The sequence below is a fragment of the Pseudorhodoferax sp. LjRoot39 genome (assembly GCF_964253035.1).
Lineage (GTDB): Bacteria > Pseudomonadota > Gammaproteobacteria > Burkholderiales > Burkholderiaceae_C > Pseudorhodoferax.
The window spans coordinates 3,249,693-3,271,266 of record NZ_CAXUQL020000001.1 but is presented as its reverse complement, the minus strand read 5'-3'; the positions used below and the strand labels follow the sequence as shown (position 1 = coordinate 3,271,266).

20 protein-coding genes are annotated in these 21,574 nt (G+C 69.5%); 4 read left to right on the top strand and 16 right to left on the bottom strand.

All coding sequences use genetic code 11. The features are described from left to right. Positions 1-26: 26 nt before the first annotated feature. The 9 genes from hisS to ACSQ4M_RS15245 all read right to left on the bottom strand — a co-directional run bounded on the left by hisS (position 27) and on the right by ACSQ4M_RS15245 (position 9,413). Positions 27-1,340 (bottom strand): histidine--tRNA ligase, encoded by a 1,314-nt coding sequence (hisS, locus tag ACSQ4M_RS15285; RefSeq protein WP_436190302.1) that lies wholly within the window; start codon positions 1,338-1,340, stop codon positions 27-29. Between the two features lie 15 nt (positions 1,341-1,355). Continuing rightward, a complete protein-coding gene (ispG, locus tag ACSQ4M_RS15280; protein WP_436190301.1) occupies positions 1,356-2,645 on the bottom strand; it encodes a flavodoxin-dependent (E)-4-hydroxy-3-methylbut-2-enyl-diphosphate synthase in 1,290 nt (429 codons plus the stop codon). Between the two features lie 2 nt (positions 2,646-2,647). After that, a complete protein-coding gene (locus ACSQ4M_RS15275; RefSeq protein ID WP_436190300.1) occupies positions 2,648-3,541 on the bottom strand; it encodes a helix-turn-helix domain-containing protein in 894 nt (297 codons plus the stop codon). Continuing rightward, entirely contained in the window at positions 3,534-4,364 is an 831-nt protein-coding gene (gene pilW / locus ACSQ4M_RS15270) for a type IV pilus biogenesis/stability protein PilW (RefSeq protein WP_436190299.1), read from the bottom strand. Before pilW ends, ACSQ4M_RS15275 begins: the two co-directional genes overlap by 8 nt. Positions 4,365-4,368: 4 nt before the next feature. Then, the gene (gene rlmN / locus ACSQ4M_RS15265) at positions 4,369-5,517 is read right to left on the bottom strand and encodes a 23S rRNA (adenine(2503)-C(2))-methyltransferase RlmN (protein ID WP_436190298.1); all 1,149 of its coding nucleotides are present in this window, start codon (positions 5,515-5,517) and stop codon (positions 4,369-4,371) included. 75 nt (positions 5,518-5,592) lie between these two features. Continuing rightward, positions 5,593-6,018, bottom strand: a complete 426-nt coding sequence (gene ndk, locus ACSQ4M_RS15260; RefSeq protein WP_056667110.1) for a nucleoside-diphosphate kinase — start codon at positions 6,016-6,018, stop codon at positions 5,593-5,595. 144 nt (positions 6,019-6,162) lie between these two features. Next, positions 6,163-7,608: a pseudouridine synthase gene (locus ACSQ4M_RS15255; RefSeq protein ID WP_436190297.1), complete on the bottom strand. Its 1,446-nt coding sequence runs from the start codon at positions 7,606-7,608 to the stop codon at positions 6,163-6,165. Next, positions 7,605-8,303, bottom strand: a complete 699-nt coding sequence (gene scpB, locus ACSQ4M_RS15250; protein WP_436190296.1) for an SMC-Scp complex subunit ScpB — start codon at positions 8,301-8,303, stop codon at positions 7,605-7,607. The genes ACSQ4M_RS15255 and scpB overlap by 4 nt, the downstream gene beginning before the upstream one ends. A 138-nt stretch (positions 8,304-8,441) precedes the next feature. Beyond that, positions 8,442-9,413: an RluA family pseudouridine synthase gene (locus ACSQ4M_RS15245; protein WP_436190295.1), complete on the bottom strand. Its 972-nt coding sequence runs from the start codon at positions 9,411-9,413 to the stop codon at positions 8,442-8,444. 95 nt (positions 9,414-9,508) lie between these two features. Between ACSQ4M_RS15245 and ACSQ4M_RS15240 the strand changes: the two genes are divergently transcribed. Then, positions 9,509-10,276, top strand: a complete 768-nt coding sequence (locus tag ACSQ4M_RS15240) for an outer membrane protein assembly factor BamD (RefSeq protein ID WP_436194018.1) — start codon at positions 9,509-9,511, stop codon at positions 10,274-10,276. On the opposite strand, the gene ACSQ4M_RS15235 is transcribed toward ACSQ4M_RS15240, so the two are convergent. Both ACSQ4M_RS15235 and ACSQ4M_RS15230 read right to left on the bottom strand, forming a co-directional pair. After that, a complete protein-coding gene (locus tag ACSQ4M_RS15235; RefSeq protein ID WP_436190294.1) occupies positions 10,239-12,290 on the bottom strand; it encodes an ATP-dependent DNA helicase in 2,052 nt (683 codons plus the stop codon). The genes ACSQ4M_RS15240 and ACSQ4M_RS15235 overlap by 38 nt on opposite strands. Then, complete coding sequence (locus ACSQ4M_RS15230; RefSeq protein WP_114465410.1) at positions 12,260-12,463, bottom strand: YdcH family protein; 204 nt, start codon at positions 12,461-12,463, stop codon at positions 12,260-12,262. The genes ACSQ4M_RS15235 and ACSQ4M_RS15230 overlap by 31 nt, the downstream gene beginning before the upstream one ends. A 77-nt stretch (positions 12,464-12,540) precedes the next feature. Here ACSQ4M_RS15230 and ACSQ4M_RS15225 point away from each other — a divergent pair, with 77 nt between their 5' ends. Both ACSQ4M_RS15225 and ACSQ4M_RS15220 read left to right on the top strand, forming a co-directional pair. Continuing rightward, a complete protein-coding gene (locus ACSQ4M_RS15225) occupies positions 12,541-13,314 on the top strand; it encodes a PP2C family protein-serine/threonine phosphatase (RefSeq protein WP_436190293.1) in 774 nt (257 codons plus the stop codon). A gap of 77 nt (positions 13,315-13,391) precedes the next feature. Next, positions 13,392-15,098 (top strand): EAL domain-containing protein, encoded by a 1,707-nt coding sequence (locus tag ACSQ4M_RS15220; protein WP_436190292.1) that lies wholly within the window; start codon positions 13,392-13,394, stop codon positions 15,096-15,098. 186 nt (positions 15,099-15,284) lie between these two features. On the opposite strand, the gene ACSQ4M_RS15215 is transcribed toward ACSQ4M_RS15220, so the two are convergent. From ACSQ4M_RS15215 to ACSQ4M_RS15195, 5 genes are all read right to left on the bottom strand, one after another. Continuing rightward, positions 15,285-16,391: a response regulator gene (locus ACSQ4M_RS15215; RefSeq protein ID WP_436190291.1), complete on the bottom strand. Its 1,107-nt coding sequence runs from the start codon at positions 16,389-16,391 to the stop codon at positions 15,285-15,287. Positions 16,392-16,418: 27 nt separating this feature from the next. Next, positions 16,419-17,744: a glycerate kinase type-2 family protein gene (locus ACSQ4M_RS15210; protein WP_436190290.1), complete on the bottom strand. Its 1,326-nt coding sequence runs from the start codon at positions 17,742-17,744 to the stop codon at positions 16,419-16,421. A 55-nt stretch (positions 17,745-17,799) separates the two neighbouring features. Next, positions 17,800-18,744 carry a LysR substrate-binding domain-containing protein gene (locus tag ACSQ4M_RS15205; RefSeq protein WP_436190289.1) on the bottom strand — a complete coding sequence of 315 codons (945 nt, stop codon included), beginning with the start codon at positions 18,742-18,744 and terminating at the stop codon, positions 17,800-17,802. Between the two features lie 177 nt (positions 18,745-18,921). Further along, a complete protein-coding gene (locus tag ACSQ4M_RS15200) occupies positions 18,922-19,428 on the bottom strand; it encodes a DUF1993 domain-containing protein (protein WP_436190288.1) in 507 nt (168 codons plus the stop codon). 65 nt (positions 19,429-19,493) lie between these two features. Continuing rightward, entirely contained in the window at positions 19,494-20,696 is a 1,203-nt protein-coding gene (locus ACSQ4M_RS15195) for a urate hydroxylase PuuD (protein WP_436190287.1), read from the bottom strand. A 277-nt stretch (positions 20,697-20,973) separates the two neighbouring features. On the opposite strand from ACSQ4M_RS15195, the gene ACSQ4M_RS15190 reads away from it, so the two are divergent. Further along, positions 20,974-21,519, top strand: coding sequence for a hypothetical protein (locus ACSQ4M_RS15190; protein WP_436190286.1), 546 nt, complete (start codon positions 20,974-20,976; stop codon positions 21,517-21,519). Positions 21,520-21,574: the final 55 nt, after the last annotated feature.

The following is a 21,574-nucleotide window of genomic DNA, read 5'->3' as shown; positions in this document are numbered from 1 at the left end:
GCGAAAGGCGCGGTCAGCGCACGAAATCAAGCGCGCGATTGTAGGGATGCGGCCCATTCGGCTACATCGGAAAGGGAGCGGCGTTGCTGGGCACCCTGCCCGTCGCGCAGCGCCTTGATGGTCAGTTCGCCGGCAGCCGCTTCGTCGGCGCCAAAGATCAGCGCGTGCTGCGCGCCGCTGGCATCGGCCTTCTTGAACTGCGACTTCATGCTGCCGCCGCCGGCATGCAGCACAACCTTGAGGCCGGTCTCGCGCAACTGCTCCAGCACGACCATGGCCCGCGGCAACAGCTCGGGCGCGGTGACGATGGCATAGGCCGCGGGCGCCGCGTCGGGTACCGCCAGGCCCAGGCCCTGGATCAGCAGCAGCAGGCGCTCGATACCCAGGCCGAAGCCCACAGCCGGCGCGCTCTTGCCGCCCATCTGCGCGATCAGGCCGTCGTAGCGGCCACCGCCGCAGACCGTGCCCTGCGAGCCCAGTTGGTCGGTCACCCACTCGAACACCGTGAGGTTGTAGTAGTCCATGCCGCGCACCAGGCGCGGGTTCACGCGGTACGCCAGGCCGGCGGCGTCGAGCACGGCGCGCACGGCGTCGAAATGCGCGCGCGACTCTTCGCCCAGGAAGTCCATGAGCTGCGGCGCGGCCTCGACCATGGCCTGCATGGCCGGGTTCTTGGTGTCCAGGATGCGCAGCGGATTGCTGTGCAGGCGGCGTTTGGCGTCCTCGTCCAGCAGCTCAGCATGGGCCTCGAAGTGGCGCACCAACGCATCGCGGTGCGCCTGGCGCTCGGCGGGCTGGCCCAGGCTGTTGAGCTCGAGCCGTACATGCCGGCCTTCGATGAGGCCGAGCTGCTTCCACAGCGCGCGCACCAGCAGGATCAGTTCAGCGTCCACGTCGGGGCCGGCGAAGCCCAGGGCCTCGACGTCGAGCTGGTGGAACTGGCGGTAGCGGCCCTTCTGCGGCCGCTCATGGCGGAACATCGGGCCCGCCGTCCACAGCCGCAGCGGGCCGTTGTACAGCGCGTTGTGCTCGACCATCGCGCGCACGATGCCGGCCGTGGCCTCGGGCCGCAGCGTGAGCTTGTCGCCGTTCATGGAATCGGTGAAGGAGTACATCTCCTTCTCGACGATGTCGGTCACCTCGCCCAGGCCGCGCACGAACAGCGCCGTGGGCTCGACCACGGGCGTCACGATGTACTGGTAGCCGTAGCGCGCCATCACCTCGCGCACGGTGCTGTCGAACCAGTGCCACAACGCCGAATCGGGCAGCTTGTCGGTGCGCGGCACGCTCGCCGGCAATATGTCGTTCATGCCTTTGACGGCATTGATCTTGTCAGCCATGGGAATCCGGTTTGTTCAGGCGACGGCCGCAGAGCCTTGGCCGAAACGCTTTTCGATGTAGTTCTCGACGACCTGCTGGAACTCCTGCGCGATGCCTTCGCCGCGCAGCGTCATGGCCTTCTCGCCGTCGATGAAGACGGGCGCGGCCGGGGCCTCGCCAGTGCCGGGCAGGCTGATGCCGATGTCGGCATGCCTGCTCTCGCCCGGGCCGTTGACGATGCAGCCCATCACGGCGACCTTGAGCTTCTCCACGCCGGGATAGCGGTTGCGCCAGACCGGCATCTGCAGGCGCAGGAAGTCGTCGATCTGCTTGGTCAGTTCCTGGAAGGTGGTGCTGGTGGTGCGGCCGCAGCCCGGGCAGGCCGTCACGCTGGGCACGAAGCTGCGCATGCCCAGGGCCTGCAGGATCTCGGAGGCCACCACCACTTCCTGCGTGCGGGCCTCGCCCGGCTGCGGCGTGAGCGACACGCGGATGGTGTCGCCGATGCCCTGCTGCAGCAGCACCGCCAGCGCGGCCGACGAGGCCACCGTGCCCTTGGTGCCCATGCCGGCCTCGGTCAGGCCCAGGTGCAGCGGGTAGCGGCAGCGGCGCGCGAGTTCACCGTAGACCGTGATCAGGTCCTGCACGCCGCTGACCTTGCACGACAGGATGATCTGCTGCGCCGCCATGCCCATGCCTTCGGCCAACTGGGCCGAGGAGATGGCCGAGGTGATCAGCGCCTCGTACATGATCTGCTTGGCGTCCAGCGGCTGGGCGCGCGCGCTGTTCGCATCCATCAGGCTGGCGAGCAGTTCCTGGTCCAGACTGCCCCAGTTCACGCCGATGCGCACCGGCTTGTTCCAGCGCATGGCGGCCTCGATCATCTGGCCGAACTGCCTGTCGTGCTTGTCGCCCTTGCCCACGTTGCCGGGGTTGATGCGGTACTTGGACAGGGCCTCGGCGCAGGCCGGGAAGTCGGTCAGCAGCCGATGGCCGTTGTAGTGAAAGTCGCCGATCAGCGGTACATGGATGCCCATGCGGTCCAGCTGCTCGCGGATGTGCGGCACGGCCTCGGCCGCCTCGGGCGTGTTGACCGTGATGCGGACCATCTCCGAGCCTGCCAGCGCGAGTTCCTTGACCTGGATCGCGGTGCCGATGGCGTCGGCCGTGTCGGTATTGGTCATGGACTGCACACGCACGGGCGCATCGCCGCCCAGCGTGAGCAGATGGTCCTTCCAGCGGACCTCGGCCTGCAGGGTGCGGCGCGCGGCCGGGGCCACAGGCTCGATGGCGCAGGGGATGCTGGGATCGACGGCGTCGGGCATGGTCACTTCACCTCGAAACGTGCGACGTTGTTCTTGGCGATGGCGCGCAGGTCGCGTGGCTCGCCGCGCACCTGCACCTCGACCGCATCGATGCGGCCCACCACCACGGCCAAGGGCGGCGTGCCGGTGGCGGTCACGGTCTCGCCGGCCACGAGGCTGCGGCGCAGCGGCGTGGCGCCGGTGGCATCGGTCACCTGCACCCAGGTCTCGCTCTTGGCGACGAACTGCAGTAGCGCGGGCGCAGCCACCGCGGCCGGCGCGGCCGGCGCGGCCACCGCGGCCACCGCGGCCGGCGCCGACGCAGCGCTGGCGGCGGGTGCCGGCTCGGTCACGGCCGGAGCCGCGGCCGGCACAGGCTCTACCGTCACGCTTTCCGTCACGGCGCTCGGCGCGCCCATGGGCGTGGCGGCCGACCCGTTGTCTGCATCGGCCGGTCTGTTGCCCATGCCCGGCCACAGGTAGATGGCCAGCGCACCCAGCAGCAGCACGGCCACGATCCACATCGCTGGACTCGGGCTGCCGCGCAGCACGGCGCTGCCGGACGCCGCAGCGCCGGGTTCGAAACGCGCGTTGATGGCCGGCGGCGAGACGGCCCTGCGCTCGCCTGCAATGCCCGGCATCAGATCGAGAACGGGCTTCGGATCAAGCTTGAGACCGCGGCAGATGCTGGCCGCCAGGCCGCGCGCGAAAGTCGGATCAGGCAACAGATCGATGCGGCCGGCCTCCAGGGCCTCCAGCTTCTTGACCGTCACCTTCAGGGCAACGGCCAAGGCCTCCACATGCAGGCCTGCGTCCTCGCGTGCCTGGCGCAGCATGGCACCGGCGCGCTGTGCGCCGCTGCTAGCCTGATCGGAAGGCGGCGGTGCCACGTCGGGGGAAAGGTTCTTGTCACTCATCGAAAGCTTGGCGCTCCAGAGCCATGTACTCGCGGGACTGCACGAAACGGTTGCGCAATTGCGTGCCCAGTTGCTCGGCAGCCTGGCGGTTGCCCAGGCTGCGCTCGACCTTGATGCCCAGCCACAGGGACTCGGCGTTGGCAAATTCGCTGTTGTTGATGCGGCGGATGTAGAACTGCGCGCGCTGCTGGTCGCCGCGCTTGAACAGCGACTGCGCCAGGTTGTAGCCGGTGATAGGGTTGGCCGGATCGAGCTCGTACGAATGCATCAGGCTACGCTCGGCCTCGGCCACCTGACCGGCCCGCTGCTGGCACATGCCCTGCGCCAGCCAGGTCTTGGCCTTGTCGGTATAGGTCAGGTGCTCCAGTGCGACGGCGAACTGCGCCACGGCCTGGTCGTAACGGCTCTGCTGGCACAGGAACCAGCCGTAGTTGTGGGCCGTGCCTGGATCGCGCGGGCTCAGCCGCTGGGCCTGGCGGAAACTCTCCTCGGCCAGCGCCAGGTCGTTGAGCCGCATGTAGACCAATGCTCGCAGATTGAAGGCCTCGGCGAAGCCGGGATCGGTCGCCAGCGCCAGCTTGACTTCTTCCAGCGCCACATTGGTCTGGCCCTGGTCGAAGTAGCGCGACGCCAGTTCGAGCCGCACGCGCGCCCGCTTGCGCGCATCCGTCTCCTCGGAGGGGATCACGACGCCCGAAGGATCCGTGCCGCGCGCGCCACCAGCGGGCACCGCGCAGCCAGACAGCAGCGCCGCGCCGAACAGGGCCAGACCGGCGAGGCACAAGGCCACGGTGCGGCCGGGCAGGCGCGTCGTCATGCGCATCGTGTCAGCTCCCATCGGGCGGTGCCGCGACGACCTGCAGCGGCACCTGGCGTTGCAGCGCGATGCGCTGGGTCACCCGCGTGCGGTCCTTCACGTCGCCGGCCAACTGGCCACAGGCGGCGTCGATGTCGTCACCGCGGGTCTTGCGCACGGTGGTGACCAGGCCGGCGTCGAGCAGCAGCTTGGCGAAGGCGCTGACCTGCGGTGCCGGCGAGCGCTTGAGACCCGAGGCCGGGAACGGGTTGAACGGAATGAGGTTGAGCTTGCACCAGACGCCGTCGGTGCGGTAGCGCTCGATGAGCGCGATGAGCTCGCGCGCATGCTCGGGCTGGTCGTTCACGCCATCGAGCATGCAGTATTCGAAGGTGATGAAGTCGCGCGGCGCATGCGCCAGATAACGCTGGCAGGCGCCCATCAATTCGTCGAGCGGGTACTTGCGGTTCAGCGGCACCAGCTTGTCGCGCAGCGCGTCGTTGGGCGCGTGCAGCGAGACGGCCAGCGCCACCGGACAGTCCTGGCCGAGCCGGTCCATCATGGGCACCACGCCCGAGGTCGACACCGTCACGCGCCGGCGCGACATGCCATAGCCATGGTCGTCCAACATCACGCGCAGCGCCGGGACCAGAGCCGAGTAGTTTTGCAGCGGCTCGCCCATACCCATCATCACCACGTTGGAGATGACGCGCTCGGCCACGCCCAGGTGCTTGCGCAGGAAGTGCTCGGCAAACCACAGCTGGGCGAGGATCTCGCCCGTCGTGAGGTTGCGCGAAAAGCCCTGGTGGCCGGTGGAGCAGAAGCGGCAGCCGACGGCGCAGCCCGCCTGCGAAGAGATGCACAGCGTGCCGCGGTCGTCCTCGGGGATGAACACAGCCTCGACCGCATCGCCCGCACCCACGTCGAACAGCCACTTGACGGTGCCGTCCTGCGAGATGTTCTGGGTGATGACGGGCAGCGCCGTGATCTGCGCAGCGCCTTCGAGCTTGCCGCGCAGCGACTTGGCCAGGTCGCTCATCTGACTGAAATCGCTGGCACCGCGCTGGTGGATCCAGCGGAACAGCTGGGTCGCGCGGAAGCGCTTTTCGCCCAGGCGCTCGCAGAAAGCCGCGAGGCCGTCGAGGTCGAACTCCAGGAGGTTGACGGGGGCGGCGGTCATGGACGAGCCCCCGCCACGCTCAGCCCGCGCCGGCGACGACCCCGGGCGGGGTGGCAAGGCGCGGAATGCAGCATCTCAGCGTGCGTAGATGTTGAGGCCCGGGAAGAAGAAGGCGACTTCGACCTGGGCGGTTTCGGCAGCGTCCGAGCCGTGCACGGCGTTGGCGTCGATGCTGTCGGCGAAGTCGGCGCGGATGGTGCCGGCGGCGGCCTTCTTCGGGTCCGTGGCGCCCATCAGGTCGCGGTTCTTCAGGATGGCGTTCTCGCCTTCCAGCACCTGGACCATGACGGGGCCGGAGATCATGAACTCGACCAGGTCCTTGAAGAAGGGGCGCTCCTTGTGCACGCCGTAGAACTGCTCGGCTTCGGCGCGCGACAGCTGCACCAGGCGGGCTGCGGCGATCTTCAGGCCGGCGGCTTCGAAGCGGGCGTAGATCTGGCCGATGACGTTCTTGGCGACGGCGTCGGGCTTGATGATGGAGAGGGTGCGTTCGAGTGCCATTTTTGGAGTGTCCTTGGGTTGGGCCGCGAGGCCTTGGATCGTTTGAGAAACGGGGAATGCGCCAGAGCGCGCAAAGCCCGTGATTTTAGCCCGTGCAGATGTCCGTATTCGAAAGCTGCGCACGCGCCAGGGAAATGCCGGTCTTCAGCGGCCGCGGCCACCGCGCCGCTGCGATCCGCCACCGCCACCGCCGCCTCCGCCGCCACGGCGTTGCTGGCCCTGGCGCTGGCGCGTGAAGCTGTCGGCACCGATGTAGCCGAAAGACGTCTTCATCGGGTCGGGCTGGCCACCGTTGCCCCCGCCCCCACCATCACGCGGAGCGCGGCGCTGGCCGCCCGGGGTGCTGACCGTCAGCGGATTGGGGATGGCGCCCTCGGAATGGCCGCCCGCGTCGCGGCGCGCACCGGCGTTGCCAGCACCGCCCGGATTGGGGCCGCCGCGCTTGCCGCGACCACCGCCATTGCCGCGCGCTTGCGCAGGCATGCCGCCTTCGCCGCCTGCGCCCTGGCGCGGGCCCTGGCCGCCGCGTGCATTGCGGCCACCACCACGGCGGTCGGGCGCCTGGTTGCGCCCACCGGCCGCACGCTCAGCACGGGGCTGGGGCGCCTGCGCCCCCGCTGCATGCATCAGCGCCTGGATGTCGCGCGTGTCCAGTTCGAGCGAAGCGCCGCGCTTGAGCCCGCGCGGCAGCTGCATCGCACCGTAGCGGATGCGGATCAGCCGGCTGACGGCATGGCCAACGGCTTCGAACATGCGCCTCACTTCACGGTTGCGCCCTTCGGAGATCGTGACCCGGTACCAGCAGTTGGAACCCTCGCCGCCGCCGTCCTCGATGCTGCCGAACTGCGCCTGGCCATCGTCCAGGCGCACGCCGTCGAGCAGGCGCTGCTTCTCTTCGTTGCTGAGCGCACCCAGCACGCGCACGGCGTACTCGCGCTCCAGACCGAAGCGCGGGTGCATGAGCTTGTTGGCCAGCTCCCCCGAGTTGGTGAACAGCAGCAGGCCTTCGGTGTTGAGGTCCAGCCGCCCGACCGACTGCCACTTGCCCTGGAACAGCTTGGGCAGCTTGCGGAACACCGTCGGCCGGTTCTGCGGGTCGTCGTGCGTCACGACTTCCCCGGTCGGCTTGTGGTAGGCGATCACACGCGGCGGCGGCGCGTCGATGCGCACGCGGATGGGCTTGCCGTTGACCTTGATCTGGTCGCCGTACTGGATGCGCTGGCCGATGTGGGCCGGCTCGTTGTTGACGGAGATGCGGCCCTCGGTGATGAGCTGCTCCATCTCCAGCCGCGAACCGAGGCCGGCCTGGGCCAGGATCTTGTGCAGCTTGGGCGTCTCGGGCTGCGGCGCCAGCACGCGCTTGGGTGGAGCCAGGTCAGCGGCTTCCTCGTCCTCGTCGAAGCGACCGGACACCACGTCGGCAAAGCGGCTCTCGACCGGCGCGACCTCGGGCTGGCCGGCTGCCGCTTCGGGTGCGGACGCCGACCCGGCCTGTTCTGCAACCGGTTCGGCCTGTTCGGCGGGCGGCGCCGCCGCCGCGTGTGCGCCGTTGTCTTCGCCTTCGGGCGCGGTGCCGGGAATGTCGTTCATGGGCTGGGATCCGCTGGTTCGGACGCTGCGCGGGATGCGCCGTCGTCGGGGTTCGTTTCGGGGGAAGGTTCGGGGGAAGTGGGTGGCTCGTCGGCATCCATGGCCGGCTCCACCTCGTCGATGGGCAAAGCCACCTGGGCCGGATCGGCCGAGGCCAATGCCGCCATCAACTGCGCACGCTGGGCCGGATCGTCGGCCACGGGCAGTTGGTCCAGCGACTCCAGTCCCAGGTCGTCCAGGAACTGGCGCGTGGTCGCGAACAGGGCCGGACGGCCGACGGTCTCGCGGTGGCCGATCACCTCGACCCAGCCGCGGTCTTCGAGCTGCTTGAGCACCTGGGCGTTGATGCTGACGCCACGGATGTCCTCCATGTCGCCGCGCGTCGCGGGCTGGCGGTAGGCGATGATGGCCAGCGTCTCCAGCGCCGCGCGCGTGTAGCGCGGCGGCTTCTCGGGGTGCAGGCGGTCCAGGTAGGCGCGCATCGCGGGCCGGCTCTGGAAACGCCAGCCCGAGGACACGCTGACCAGCTCCAGCCCCCGCTGGGCCCACTCCAGTTGCAGTTCGGCCAGCAGGGTCTTGATGGTGTCGGCGCCGAGCACGTCGTCGAACAGCACGCGCAGCTCGCGCACAGGCAAGGGCTGCGGCGAACACATCAAGGCCGCCTCGAGGACATGCTTGGCCTCTGCCGAATTCATGGCTGCTACGGTTCCGGGAAAAGCACCAGGGCGGTGCGGGCACGGATGCGTCTGGGTGGACTGGTTGCCGCCTCGGCGAACGCATCGGGCGTATCTGGCATTCGCGCTGCCGACCTTGGGTCAGGCCAGGCGCGCTGGTCAAGGATTGTAACGCAGCCCCCAGGCGTCCAGCGCCTGGCGCATGTCTCCAGGCAGGGGCGCGAACAGCTCGAGGGCCTGGCCCGTCATCGGGTGCACGAACGCGAGCCGGAAGGCGTGCAGGGCCTGGCGCGCCAGGCCCGCGGCCGGCGCGCCGCCATACAACGCGTCGGCCACCAGCGGGTGGCCCAGCGCAGCCGCGTGCACACGGATCTGGTGGGTGCGGCCGGTGTGCAGCGTGCAGCGCAGCCAGCAGCCCTGCTCCGCCCGGTCCAGGCAGTCGAAGTCCGTGCGGGCGGTCTTGCCTGCCTCGCGCGCGAGATCCACCACGGCCATGCGCAGGCGGTTGCGTGGATCGCGGCCGATGGCTGCATCCACCGTGCGGTGCGCCGGGCCGCTCCAGGGCCGGTGCGCGAGTGCCAGGTACTGGCGGCTCACGGCGCGCTGCGCGATCAGGGCCACCAGCGCGTCCATGCAGGCCCGCGTGCGCGCCACGACCATCAGGCCGCTGGTGTCCTTGTCGAGCCGGTGCACGATGCCGGCGCGCGGCAGCGTGGCCGCGGCCGGATCCAGCGCCAGCAGGCCGTTGAGCAGGGTGCCGCTCCAGTTGCCCGGCGCCGGATGCACGACCAAACCCGCGGGTTTGTGCAGCACGCGCAGGTGGACGTCCTCGTACACGGTGTCCAGCGCCATGTCCTGGGCGACGAAGGCCTGGCTCTGCTGCGTCGGCCGCAACTCCACCTGCAGCGCATCGCCCACATGCACGCGCGCCGCGCTCTTGCGCGCCGGCCGGCCGTTCAACTGCACGGCATCGGCCTCGATCAGCTGCTGCAGGTAGCTGCGCGAGAACTCCGACACCAGCGTCGCCAGCGCCCGGTCGAGCCGCTGGCCGTGCAGGCCAGCATCGACCACGACCTGGCGCAGCTCCACCTCGGCGACCAAGCCCTGCTCGTCCTCGGGGCCTTCCGCCATCGGGTCGCCAGGGGGGGTGGTCGATATAATTGCCGCCGCTTCTTTCAAGGGATCTGCCCGTGTTCCATCGTTCCAAATTATCGGCGCTCGCGCCACTGCTGCTGGCTGCGGCCTTGGTGGGCTGCGCAACCAAGTCGGTGGACGAGACCGCGAACTGGAGCCCCAACCGCATCTACAGCGAGGCCAAGGAAGAGCTCAGCTCGGGCGGCTACGAGCGCGCCATCACGCTGTTCGAGAAGCTCGAAGGCCGCGCCGCCGGCACGCCGCTGGCCCAGCAGGCCCAGCTGGAAAAAGCCTACGCCTACCACAAGTCGAACGAGCAGGCGCAGGCCATCGCCACGCTGGACCGCTTCATCAAGCTGCACCCGGCCAGCCCGGCGCTGGACTATGCGCTGTACCTGAAGGGCATCGTCAACTTCAACGAGAACATGGGCATGTTCGCGTTCATCAGCCGGCAGGACCTGTCCGAGCGCGACCAGAAGGCCGCCAAGGACTCGTTCGAGGCCTTCAAGGAGCTGGTGACCCGTTTCCCGGACTCGCGCTACGCACCCGATGCGCGCCAGCGCATGAACTACATCGTCAACTCGCTGGCACAGTACGAAGTGCATGTGGCGCGCTACTACTACACGCGCGGCGCCTACGTGGCTGCGATCAACCGCGCCCAGATCGCGCTGGCCGACTACCGCGAAGTGCCGGCCCTGGAAGAGGCGCTGTACATCATCTACAAGAGCTACGAAGCCCTGGGCATGACCCAGCTGCGCGACGATGCCCGCCGCGTGCTGGAGACCAACTACCCGCAGAGCGCCTTCGTGCAGCGCGGCGGCTTCAAGCCCAAGGACGATCCGTGGTGGAAGGTCTGGTAGCCGCCAGCGCGTCCAGCACCTGCAGGAATTCGGCTTCGTCCTGCAGCTGACGCATGGGCGGCAGCGCCGCCCGCAGCCGCTTGCCATAGCCCATCTGCACCAGCCGGGCATCCCCCACGACGAGCACCCCGCAGTCACTCTCGCGGCGGATCAGCCGCCCGGCCCCTTGCTTGAGCGCCACCGCGGCCTCGGCCAGGAAGTACTCCTTGAAGGCGCTGCCCCCGGCCAGCTCGATTTGCTGGGCCCGTGCCTCGACCAGCGGATCGTTCGGCGGCGGGAACGGCAGCTTGTCGATGACCACCAGCTGCAGCGCATCGCCCGGCACGTCCACTCCCTCCCAGAACGAGGCCGAGGCCACGAGCACGCAGCCTGCCGCGCCGCCCTGCCCGCCTTCGCGGAAGCGGTCCAGGATGCGCTGGCGCGCCATCTGGCCTTGCACCAGCACCTCGAGCTGCCCTTGCAGCTGCGCCTGTAGGACCTGGCCGATGCCGCGCAGCGCGCGCAAGGTGGTGGTCAGCACCAGCGTTCGGCCACCCAAGCGCACAGCGGCATCGGCGACGAGCGCGGCCACGGCCGGACCGTGGTCGGCATCGCCCGGCTTGGGCAGCTTGCGCGGTACATACAAGGCGGCCTGGCGCGCGTAGTCGAACGGGCTGTCCACGCGCAGGATCTCGGCCTGCTCCAGCCCGCAGGGCTCGGTGAACCAGCGCAGGCCCGGGTCGTCGCCGAGCGTGGCCGAGGTTAACACATAGGCCCGGCCGGGCTGCTGCAGCAGCTGGGCCTGCACGGTGGCACCAATGGACAGCGGTGCCTCGATCAGCCGCAGCTGCAGGCCCACGTCGACCCAGCGCACCACACCCTCGGCGCCCACGGCCGCGAACTGCGCGACACGCTCGGCCAGCACCAGCGCCCGCGCGTGCAGGCGCGCGAGATCGGGCGACATGGCCGCCACGCCCTCCAGCCAGCCGCACAGGCGCTGCAGCGCCGCCGCCAGCGCCTGCAGGGCTTCGGCCCACTCGGTCGCATCGATCCCCTCGGGGGCCGCACCCAGCCAGCGCAGGCGCGTGCCGGGCGCCGCCGGCCCGGCCAGCATGCGCAGGTCGCGCGCGTTGCGTTCCACGGGCTCCAGTTGGGCCTGCCAGTCGACCAGGCCACCCGCCAGCGGCCGCACGGTGGCCAGCGCGTCGCGCACGAAATCCAGCAACTGGCCGGTGCCCAACTGCCGGCCCAGGAACTGCACGCCGGTCTCGTTGAGCTGGTGCGCCTCGTCGAAGATCGCCACGCGCACCGTGGGCAGCAGTTCGGCCATGCCCGATTCGCGCACCGCGAGGTCGGCGAAGAACAGGTGGTGGTTGACCACCACCACATCGGCCGCCATGGCCTCGCGCCGCGCGCGGTAGACATGGCAGGCCTGGAAATCGGGGCAGTCGCCGCCCAGGCAGTTCTCGCGCGTGGAGCTGACCAGCGGCGTGACGGGCGAGCGCTCGTCCAGACCGGCCAACTCGGCCAGGTCGCCCGTGCGCGTGGCCACCGCCCAATGCTGGACCGCCGTCAGCGTGCGCCAGGCCGCGGTCTCCTCGCGGGCCAGCGTCTGGCCGGCCTGCCGCATGCGGTGCAGGCACAGGTAGCTGCTGCGCCCCTTGAGCAGAGCCGCGCGCAGGGCCAGGCCCAGCGCGTCGCGCAGGCGCGGCAGGTCGCGCCCGAACAGCTGGTCCTGCAAGGTCTTGGTGGCGGTGGAGACCAGCACGCGCTCGCCGCTCAGCAAGGCCGGCACGAGGTAGGAAAAGGTCTTGCCGACACCGGTGCCCGCCTCCACGACCAGGGCACCGCCCTGCGCAATGGTGCGGGCCACGGCCTCGGCCATGTCGATCTGGCCCTGGCGCGGACGGTAGTGCTCGTCGGCCCGGGCCAGCACGCCGCCCTCGGCGAAGGCCGCGCGCACCTGCTGCACCAGCGCCGGCACCGCGGCGCCAGCGTCTGCGTTCACGCGGGCTCCTTGGGTTCGAGCTGCCATTCCAGCCGCGCGATGCGGTCGCGCAGCGCCAGGCGGCGCTTCTTCAGGCGTTGCACCAGCAACTCGTCGACCGGGGTGGCGTGGACCATGCGGTCCACCAGGGCGTCGAGGTCGGCATGCTCGATGCGCAGCTCGATCAGCTGGCGTTCGGGAGAGTGGAGATTGGCGGACAAGATGGGCGTCGGCGCGCACAGGACATGCGCTGGATCGTTTGATAATACGCGCTCGTTACAAAAGCCCAACACCGACGATGCCCCTGCCGCCGCCCCAAGGATTCCGGATCAGCGCCGCGACCGGCATCCACAAGGGTGATCGGCAGTACCAGCAGGACCAGGTGGCGCTGCTGCAGCATCCGCGCACCAAGGGCTGCCTGCTCGGCGTGGTGGCCGACGGCATGGGCGGGCGCAGTGGCGGGCGCGAAGCCGCCGACCAGGTGCAGCTGACGGCGCGCCAGCTGTTCGAGCGCTTCGACCCGGTCGGCGACGACAGCGTGGCATTGCTGCGCAGCGTGGTCGCACAGGCGCACATGGTGATCAAGCTGACGGCCATCTCGGCCGAGCAGGAACCGCACAGCACGATCGCGGCCTTCCTGGTGCTGCCCAGGGGCGACTGCCAGTGGGCCCATGTGGGCGACTCGCGCATCTACCACTTCCACAAGGGTCGGCTCATCCACCGCACGCGCGACCATTCGTATGTGCAGTCGCTGGTGGACCGTGGTGAACTGAGCGAAGAGCAGGCACGCGTCCATCCCGACTCCAACATCCTGATCGGCTGCCTGGGCAGCGAGGCCGAGCCGCCGCTGGGCGAGCACCGCATCGCGCAGCTCGCGCCCGGCGACGTGCTGCTGGCCTGCAGCGACGGCGTGTGGCACTACTTCAACGACGCCGAGCTCGGTGCTCTGCTGGCGGCGGTGTCGCCGCGCGATGCCGCCGAACTGCTGGTGGACAAAGCCCGCTCGCGCGCGCGCGGCGGCGGCGACAACCTGTCCCTGGTGGTGGTCGGCATCTCGCCCCTGCAAGACTGATCCTCCCAATGGCCGGCCCGCTGCACGCGTCACACGACTCTCCATCGCTCCTCACGCCCTCCGACGGACTGCGCACTGTGCTGGACGCCCTGCCCGCCGGCGTGGCCTGGCTGCGCGATCTGCGCATCCAGTACTGCAACGCTCCGCTCGCCGACATGCTGGGCCATGCTGCACAGGACCTTGTGGGCCTGACCTCGCGCGCCTGGCATGCGGACGATGCGCAGTGGGTGGAGGTGGAGCGCCGCTGCGCCGCCGCGCTGAAGGCCGGCCAGGTGTTCAGCACGGTGCTGACGTTGCAGCGTCAGGACGGCAGCGCGCTGCGCTGCCATGCGCGCGTGCAGGCGCAGCACGCCGGCCGGCCGGAAGCCGGCACGGTCTGGCTGTTGACGGATGCCGGCCTGGCCGCGGACCCGGCCGACGCATTGCAACGCCAGGTGCAGCTGCTGCAGGAGCAGGTTGCGCAGTACGCGGAGAGTGCTTCGCGCGCCTGGCGCCAGGCCGACATCGATGAACTGACCAACCTGCCCAACCGCACCCTGCTGGCGCGCGCTGCCACGCAGGCGATCGCGCAGGCGCATGCGGGCACCAAGCCGCTGGCCGTGCTGTACCTGGACCTGGACCGCTTCAAGTACGTCAACGATTCGCTGGGGCACCGCATCGGCGATCAACTGCTGGCCGCGCTGGCAACGCGTCTGCGCTCGGCCGTGCGTGAACGCGACCTGGTCGCCCGCCTGGGCGGCGACGAATTCATGCTCGTGCTGCCCGATACCGATGTGCATGGCGCAGCCCATGTGGCCGACAAGCTCATGGCGCGCACCGCACCCGTCTACGACATCGCGCAACGCGAACTGAGCATCTCCTCCTCCATCGGCATCGCGATGTACCCGCAGGACGGCGAGGACTTCGACACGCTCACGCAGCGCGCCGATGCGGCCGTGCACCAGGCCAAGCGCAGCGGCGGCAGCGCCTACCGCTTCTTCACGCCCGCCATGCAGAGCGAGGCGGCGCGCGCACTGGCCATGGAGAATGCACTGCGCCGCGCGCTGGAACGCCAGCAGTTCGCACTGGTCTTCCAGCCCATGGTGGATCTGCGCAGTGGCCATGTGGCCGGTGTCGAGGCACTGCTGCGCTGGCGCCATCCGGAACTGGGCAATGTCTCCCCGGCCGAATTCATTCCACTGGCCGAGGCCTGCGGCCTCATCGACACGCTCGGCGAGTGGGCGCTGCGCAACGCCGCCTTCCAGCTCAAGGCCTGGCGCGACCGCGGCCTGCCGGGCCTGACCATGGCAGTCAACCTGTCGGCCATGCAATTGCAGCAGACACAGCTGCCTGCGCTGATCGACGACGTGCTGCGCGAGGCCGGCCTCGCACCGTCCGATCTGGAGCTGGAGCTGACCGAAGGCGCCGCCATGCAGGACCCGCAGCATGCCATCGCCGTGCTGCAGGCGCTGCACGAGCGCGGCCTGCGCGTGTCGATCGACGACTTCGGCACCGGCCATTCCTCGCTGAGTTACCTCAAGCGCTTTCGCGCCTACAAGCTCAAGATCGACCAGTCCTTCGTGCGCGACATCAGCGTCGACGCGGACGACCGCGCCATCGTCGCCGCCATCATCCACATGGCCAGCAGCCTGGGCCTGCAGACCATCGCGGAAGGCGTGGAGACCGAAGCCCAGCTGCGCTTTCTGCGCCAGCAGGGCTGCGACGAGGCCCAGGGCTACCTGTTCAGCCGGCCGCTGTCGGCCGCACAACTCGAAGCCTTCGTGCGCGACCTGCAGCAGCCCTGATCCCGCGCGTCTTCTTGTGCATCTGGGTGCTGGGCTTGGTACGGCCGAGACATCGCCGGTACACCCACATCGACGCGCTTCACACGCCGTGCGCGCCCTGCAGCGGCACCAGCACGGCTTTCACGAAACATCCGGTTCGGTCGTCTTGAACCGTTTTGTCGGCCGCTCCAAGCTCCGCCCTCCCCGTCAGTCGTCGTCGCGGTGCGTCGCGGCGATCTGGCGGAAATCCTCGGCCACGGCCAGGAAGGCGTCGACCACATCGGGGTCGAAATGCTTGCCACGGCCTTCCACCACGATGCGCACGGCTTCCTCGTGCGGGAAGGCCGGCTTGTACACGCGCTTGCTGATCAGCGCGTCGTACACGTCGGCCAACGCCATGAGCCGCGCCGACAGCGCAATCGCATCGCCCGCCAGTGCCTGCGGGTAGCCCGAGCCATCCCACTTCTCCTGGTGCGACAGCGCGATCTCCTTGGCCAGCGACAGGAAGTCCACCTTCATGCCGAGGCGCTGCTCGGCCTCCGAGATCGCGGCATGGCCCAGCGTGGTGTGGGTCTTCATGACTTCGAACTCGTCGGGCGTGAGCTTGCCCGGCTTGAGCAGGATCTCATCGGGAATACCGACCTTGCCGATGTCGTGCAGCGGCGCGGACTTGTACAGCAGCTCGATCGTGCGCTCGGTCAGGTAGTTGGAGAAGCGCGGGTGCGTCTTCAGCTGCTCGGCCAGCCGGCGCACATAGAGCTGGGTGCGCCGGATGTGCGCGCCGGTCTCGTTGTCGCGCGTCTCCGCCAGCGAGGCCATGGCCATGATGGTCACGTCCTGGATCGCCTGCACCTCGGCCGTGCGCTTGGCCACCTCGGCCTGCAGGTAGGCGCTCTTGTCGCGCAGGAAGTCCGCGTGCGCCTTCAGCGTCAGGTGCGCATGCACACGCGCCAGCACGATGGGCGGGCTGATGGGCTTGGTGATGTAGTCGGCCGCGCCCAGTTCCAGCCCGCGCGTCTCGTCCTCCACCTCCGAGCGCGCGGTCAGGAAGATCACCGGAATGTCGCGCGTGCGCGGCTCGGCCTTGAGCCGGGCGCAGACCTCGTAGCCATCGATGTCCGGCATCATGATGTCCAACAGGATCAGGTCCGGCGGCGGGTCGGCGTTGGCGATGCGCAGGCCGCGCTCGCCGTGGTTGGCCACCTTGACCTTGTACAGGTCCTTGAGCAGCGCGCTCATGAGCGAGAGGTTGTCCGGCGTGTCGTCCACCACCAGCACGGTGGGCTTGGTCAGCCCGGGGGAAGCAGCATCCATGGATCGTCCAGAAAGCGCCTGCAGAGCCTACAGAACCAGCAAGGCGCGGAAGTCGTTGACATTGGTGTGCGTGGGCCCGGTCACGACCAGGTCACCCAGCGCGTCGAAGTAGCCATAGGCGTCGTTGCGGTCGAGGTAAGCCGCCACCTTGAGGCCGGCAGCCTCGGCGCGCGCCAAGGTGTCCGGTTGCACGCTGGCACCGGCGTTGTCTTCCACGCCGTCGATGCCGTCGGTGTCGGCCGCCAGTGCGAACACCCCCGGTTGCCCCTGCAAGGCCTGGGCCAGGCCCAGGCAGAACTCGCCGGCGCGCCCGCCCCGGCCGCGCGGCGTGCCCTCCGGCTGGCGCCGCACGGTGACCGTGGTCTCGCCGCCCGACAGGATCACGCAGGGCCGCGCAAACGGCTGGCCGCGCTGGGCCACGGCGCGCGCCAGCGCCGCGTGCACCTTGCCGACCTCGCGCGACTCGCCCTCGATCTCGTCGGACAGGATGTGCGGTGTGATGCCGGCCGCGCGCGCGGCTGCGGCCGCAGCCTCCAGCGACTGCTGCGGCGTGGCGATCATGCGCACGGCGTGGCCCTCGAAGCGCGTGTCGCCGGATTTGGGGGTCTCCAGTGCACCAGAGCGCAGCGCTGCGTCGATCACCGCCGGCACCGCGATGCCGTAGCGCGCGAGGATCGCCAGCGCATCGGCACAGGTCGTCGCGTCGGGCACCGTCGGGCCGCTGCCGATGACCGAAGGATCGTCGCCCGGCACATCGCTGATCGTGAGCGTGAGCACCTGGGCCGGTGCGCAGGCAGCAGCCAGCCGACCGCCCTTGATGCGCGAGAGATGCTTGCGCACGCAGTTCATCTCGTGGATGCCGGCGCCCGAGGCCAGCAGTTCGCGGTTGATGCGCTGCTTGTCTTGCAGCGTCAGCCCGTCGGCCGGCAGGGTCAGCAGCGCCGAGGCGCCGCCCGACATCAGGCACAGCACGAGGTCGTCGGCCGTGAGGCCTTCGGTCAACGCCAGCATGCGTTGCGCGGCCGCGAGACCTGCCGCATCCGGCACGGGATGCGCGGCCTCCACCACCTCGATGCGCCGGGCCAGGCCCGCGGGCCGCGGCGGAATGTGGTGGTAGCGCGTGACGACCAGGCCCTCGAGCGGTGCATCGGCCGGCCACAGCGCCTCGAGCGCCTGTGCCATGGCCCCGCCGGCCTTGCCGGCGCCCAGCACCAGCGTGCGGCCACGCGGCGGCGCAGGCAGGTGCGCAGCCATGTTGTGCAGCGGCAGGGCGCGCTCCACCGCCGCACGGTACAGGTACAGCAGGAAGTCGCGCGGCGCCTGCGCAGGATCGGGGGGGGTGCTGGCGGTCATGGGCAATGAATCTCCGGCGCCCATTGTGCCGCCCCCGGGCAGGCATGCCGCATGCTCAGGCCGTGGTGCCACCGTCGCCCAGCCACGCACAAAAGGCCAGGGCTGCAGCGTCGTCGGCCACGCGCTCGGGCCGGATCCAGTAGAAGTCCTTGTCGTGCAACAGCAGGTCCGCAAACGGCGCCACCAGCAGTCCGCTGGCCAGCACATCGGCCACCAGTTGCGGGCTGCCCAAGGCCACGCCCAGGCCCTGCGCGGCCGCCTGGACGGCCAGGTGGGCGTGGTCGAACACCAGCTCGCCCGCAGGCCGCATGCGGCCCGCACCGGCCAGCGCCAGCCACTGGCGCCACAGCTGCGGCGTCGACCGGCTGTGCAGCAGCGTGTGCCGGCGCAGGTCCGCCGGCTTGGCCAGCGCGCCGGCACGGGCCAGCCAGTCCGCACTGCAGACCGGGGTCACGGCATCCGGGAGGAAGCGGCCGACCGCCACGCCGCGCCAGCCCGGCCGGGCCTGCAGCGCGGCGAGTTCGGCGGCGGAAAGGCAGCGCAGCGAGACATCGAAGGCGGCCGGGTCGAAATCGAGCACGCCCGCCGTGGTGACGAGTTGCACGTCGACCGCCGGCACCTGGGCGCAAAAGCGCGGCAGCCGCGGAATCAGCCACTGCGCCGTCAGCGTCGGCAGTGCGTTCACCGTCAAGCGCGCGCGGTGGGCCTGGCGCTCGAGGCCGGCGGTGGCCTGTGCGAGCAGGTCGAACGCCGTGCTCAGGCTGGGCAGGTAGGCCGCGCCCTGCGCCGTGAGTGCCAGCCGCCGGCCGTCGCGCGTGACCAGGGGCACGCCGAGCCAGGCCTCCAGCTGCTTGATCTGGTGGCTCACGGCGCTCTGCGTGACATGCAGTTCGTCAGCGGCGCGCGTCACGCTGGCCAGCCGGGCGGCGGCCTCGAACGCACGCAGCATGTTCAGCGACGGCAGCCGCCGCGGTGTCGTCGATGCATGAGATGAACTCATGGTTTCGGCAAGAAAGCTCGATGGTCAGGCAAGCGGTGTCTCCCTAGCATTCCAGCCCATGCTGAACCAAGGAATTGTAGAAAATCTCATCGCTTGCCGAAGCCTGGCGAGCCAGCCCGGGCTATCGCTGCGTCGGCGGCCGGACGCCCTGCCCACGCCGCCACCGGCTCCCCCGCTTCAGACCTGGCCCAAAAAGTCCCGTTTGCCGATCTCCACGCCCTGGTGGCGCAGGATGGCGTAGGCCGTGGTCACATGGAAGAAGAAGTTGGGCAGCACGAAGCCCAGCAGATAGGGCTGGCCTTCGAACGGCATTTCACGGCCGCCGACCTTGAGCACGATGGACCTGCCCTCGCTGCCATCGATCTGCGCGGGTTGCACCGTGGCCAGGAACTCCAGCGTCCTGGCAATGCGGGCCTGCAGTTCTTCGAACGTGGCCTCGTTGTCCTCGAAGCGCGGCGGCGCGATGCCGGCGAGCCGTGCGGCGCCGAACTTGGCCGCATCGCTGGCGCCCTGCACCTGGCCGGCCAGCGTGTACATGTCGGGCGCCAGCCGCGCCTGCACCAGCGTGGCCGGGTCGGCGCCCTGGGCCTGCACATGGGCCAGGCCCTTGTGCAGCAACTGCGACAGCACGCCGAGCTGGCGCTGGAACACCGGGACCGAGGCCTGGTACATCGAAAGAGTCATGGGACGTCTCGCTCCGGATTGGGGGAGCGCGACGATACGCCAAAGCCCGCCAGCGCGCTGGCGGCTCAGTGGGTCTTGGCACCTTCCTGGAACCAGCGGCCGATCAACGCGCGGTCGGCCTCGGTCATGCCGGTCGCATTGCCCATGGGCATGATCTTGGTCACCGTGACCTGCTGGTAGATCGCCTGGGCGTTCTTGGCGATCAGCTCGGGCGAATCCAGCCGCACGTTCTTCATCTGCACCTGCGCGCCATGGCAGGCCAGGCAGTGCTGCTGCACCAGCGGCTGCACCTGCGCGAAGCTCACGGCCGGCGCGGCGGCGGCCTCGACGGGCGCGGCCGGTTGCGGCTTGAGCAGCACGATGACACCGACCAGGATCGCCACGCCGACCAGCGCATACGGCAGCGGATGCGAGGCCCGGCCCAGCTTCCAGTGGTGGCGCATGACGAAGAACTGGCGGATCAGCGCACCGCCCAGCATGATCGCGACCAGCACCAGCCAGTTCTGCGGATGCGTGTAGGTGAAGCTGTAGTGCCCGCTCAGCATCGCGAACAGCACCGGCAGCGTGAAGTAGGTGTTGTGCACGCTGCGCTGCTTGCCGCGGATGCCATGGACCGGGTCGACCGGCAGCCCGGCGCGCAGGTTGGCGACGTTCTTGCGCTGGCCCGGGATGATCCAGAAGAACACGTTGGCGCTCATCGTGGTGGCCAGCATGGCGCCGACCAGCAGGAACGCGGCACGGCCGGCGAACCAGTGGCAGGCCAGCCAGGCCGCGAAGCAGATGAACACGAACAGCAGGAAGCCGACGATGCCGTCACCGTTCTTGCGCTTGCCGAACACCTGGCAGATGGTGTCGTAGACCATCCAGAACACCACGAAGAAGGCCAGCGCCACGCCGATGGCAGCGCCCGGCGACCAGTCCATCTTGGACTTGTCGATCAAATAGGTGCTGGCGTTCCAGAGATAGGAGACCGAGAACAGCGCGAAGCCGCTGAGCCAGGTGGAGTAGCTTTCCCAGTACGACCAATGCAGGTGGTCGGGCAGCTTCTTGGGCGAGACCGTGTACTTCTGCGCGTTGTAGAAGCCGCCGCCGTGCACGGCCCACTGTTCGCCGCCCACGCCCTTGTCCAGCGATTCCTGGTCCTTGGGTTTTTCGAGGCTGCTGTCCAGCATCACGAAGTAGAACGATGCGCCGATCCAGGCGATCGCGGTGATGACGTGCAGCCAACGCAGCAGCAGGTTGGCCCAGTCCAGGTAGTAGCTTTCCATCTCAAACCTCGGGGTGCGCGATGGCACCGTGGGGAAAGCTGCTCACCACTGCGGGCGCTCTGAGCAAGCGGGGGGCCGCGCTGAGGTGTCCGTGAACCGGGCACCGCGCCGCTGCGACCGGGCGGAATTTTAGGCAAAAAGAATCGAACATGTCATGGCTTTCTTGTGGTTGTGGTCGCGTGGCCACGCGCCCGGAAAACAGCAGCGGCGCTGCCACCGCAATGGCGGGTGGGGGCTTCGGTAGACTCCGCCGCTGTTTCCAGCTTCGCGAGCCCCTATGCCCTTGTCCACCCTGCAGCGCCGTTTGTGGACGAGCGCCCTCGTCGGCGGTTCGGCCGCCCTGTTGATCGGCTGCGCGCCGCTGGGGCAGTCGCCGGGTGCAGCGCCATCGCCGACCGCGTTGCCCGGTGCGCCCGATGGCAGCCGCCCCGACCCATCGGGCAGCGCGCCCGGCCCCGCCAGCCGGCCTGCCGCGCCGCGTGTGTCCAGCGCCGGCACGCCGCGCGAGTACCGCCAGGACGCGGCCACGCACCTGTACGCGGCCAATGCCGAGCGCATCTACGCCGGCCGCTTGCCACCCAACCTGTACGCCATCGGCGTGCTGGAGGTCGAACTGGACCGTCAGGGACAGGTGCAACGCCTGCACTGGATGCGCGCGCCCAACCATGCGCCCGAGGTGGTGCGCGAGATCGAGCGCACCGTGCGCGCCGCCGCGCCGTTTCCGCTGCCGTCCCGGATGGGCCGCGTGCGCTATGTGGACACCTGGCTGTGGCACCGCAGCGGCCGCTTTCAACTCGACACCTTGTCGGAAGGGCAGGATTGACCGCAGCCCGCTTACAAATGAAACATTCGTGTATACGAATACGAATGCAGCTATG

Coding starts and splice junctions, on each gene's coding strand:
- hisS (WP_436190302.1), bottom strand. CDS start 1,340: ATGGCTGACAAGATCAATGCCGTCAAAGGCATGAACGACATATTGCCG.
- ispG (WP_436190301.1), bottom strand. CDS start 2,645: ATGCCCGACGCCGTCGATCCCAGCATCCCCTGCGCCATCGAGCCTGTG.
- ACSQ4M_RS15275 (WP_436190300.1), bottom strand. CDS start 3,541: ATGAGTGACAAGAACCTTTCCCCCGACGTGGCACCGCCGCCTTCCGAT.
- pilW (WP_436190299.1), bottom strand. CDS start 4,364: ATGCGCATGACGACGCGCCTGCCCGGCCGCACCGTGGCCTTGTGCCTC.
- rlmN (WP_436190298.1), bottom strand. CDS start 5,517: ATGACCGCCGCCCCCGTCAACCTCCTGGAGTTCGACCTCGACGGCCTC.
- ndk (WP_056667110.1), bottom strand. CDS start 6,018: ATGGCACTCGAACGCACCCTCTCCATCATCAAGCCCGACGCCGTCGCC.
- ACSQ4M_RS15255 (WP_436190297.1), bottom strand. CDS start 7,608: ATGAACGACATTCCCGGCACCGCGCCCGAAGGCGAAGACAACGGCGCA.
- scpB (WP_436190296.1), bottom strand. CDS start 8,303: ATGAATTCGGCAGAGGCCAAGCATGTCCTCGAGGCGGCCTTGATGTGT.
- ACSQ4M_RS15245 (WP_436190295.1), bottom strand. CDS start 9,413: ATGGCGGAAGGCCCCGAGGACGAGCAGGGCTTGGTCGCCGAGGTGGAG.
- ACSQ4M_RS15235 (WP_436190294.1), bottom strand. CDS start 12,290: ATGGCAGCTCGAACCCAAGGAGCCCGCGTGAACGCAGACGCTGGCGCC.
- ACSQ4M_RS15225 (WP_436190293.1), top strand. CDS start 12,541: ATGCCCCTGCCGCCGCCCCAAGGATTCCGGATCAGCGCCGCGACCGGC.
- ACSQ4M_RS15215 (WP_436190291.1), bottom strand. CDS start 16,391: ATGGATGCTGCTTCCCCCGGGCTGACCAAGCCCACCGTGCTGGTGGTG.
- ACSQ4M_RS15210 (WP_436190290.1), bottom strand. CDS start 17,744: ATGACCGCCAGCACCCCCCCCGATCCTGCGCAGGCGCCGCGCGACTTC.
- ACSQ4M_RS15205 (WP_436190289.1), bottom strand. CDS start 18,744: ATGAGTTCATCTCATGCATCGACGACACCGCGGCGGCTGCCGTCGCTG.
- ACSQ4M_RS15200 (WP_436190288.1), bottom strand. CDS start 19,428: ATGACTCTTTCGATGTACCAGGCCTCGGTCCCGGTGTTCCAGCGCCAG.
- ACSQ4M_RS15195 (WP_436190287.1), bottom strand. CDS start 20,696: ATGGAAAGCTACTACCTGGACTGGGCCAACCTGCTGCTGCGTTGGCTG.
- ACSQ4M_RS15190 (WP_436190286.1), top strand. CDS start 20,974: ATGCCCTTGTCCACCCTGCAGCGCCGTTTGTGGACGAGCGCCCTCGTC.